The sequence below is a fragment of the Natrinema soli genome (assembly GCF_028618695.1).
Window position 1 is genome coordinate 1 of record NZ_JAQIVI010000079.1, and the last position, 629, is coordinate 629.

Sequence of the window (629 nt, forward strand, 5' to 3'; positions counted from 1 at the left end):
GCAGGGCCGGATCCCCGACCGCCGCGACGCGTCGATGGCCAAACTCCGCGCCAGCGAGATGGTCGAGCGGGTGGTCAGCGAGGCGCTGTAGGTCCACGGCGCGAACGGCTACCAGCGGGGACATCCGCTGGAGTACCTCTATCGGCTGGCGCGGGGTCGCCGGCTCGCGGCCGGGACCGACGAGATCCAGAAGAACCAGATCGCGGACAGCCTGAAACGAGAGGGTCTCGGCGACCTCGCCTGAGACGGGCTCGCACGGGGCGGCGTCAGGAGTAGTCGCGGTCGAAGTCCGGCTCACGGTCCTCGCCGAACGCCGCGATCACCTCCGCGTGTTCGGGATCGGTGACGCACTCCCACTGGAAGGCGATCGCCCGCTCGCAGTACTCCTCGAACGACCGTTCCGGATCGACGAGCGCGTTCGTGCGTCGAACCGCCAGCGCCGGTAACTCGAGCAGGTTGCCGGCCAGATCGACCGCGCGCTCGACGGGGTCGTCGGCGACGTCGACTGCCAGACCGAGGTCGACGGCGTCCTCGGGCGTGATGTCCTCACCCGTGAGGAGGTACTCTTTGGCCTTCGCCTCGCCGATGAGCCGCGGCAACAGCCACGCGCCGCCGTCCCCGGGGACGAG

1 protein-coding gene and 1 pseudogene are annotated in these 629 nt (G+C 70.1%); one reads left to right on the forward strand and one right to left on the reverse strand.

Annotated elements, in window-relative coordinates:
* Positions 1-103: 103 nt before the first annotated feature.
* A pseudogene (locus tag PGX04_RS04895) lies at positions 104-244 on the forward strand (acyl-CoA dehydrogenase family protein); the annotation flags it as partial.
* Positions 245-266: 22 nt separating this feature from the next.
* Here the strand turns inward: PGX04_RS04895 and PGX04_RS04900 are convergent.
* The coding region (locus tag PGX04_RS04900; RefSeq protein ID WP_273737477.1) for an enoyl-CoA hydratase/isomerase family protein at positions 267-629 on the reverse strand (363 nt) is incomplete at its 5' end.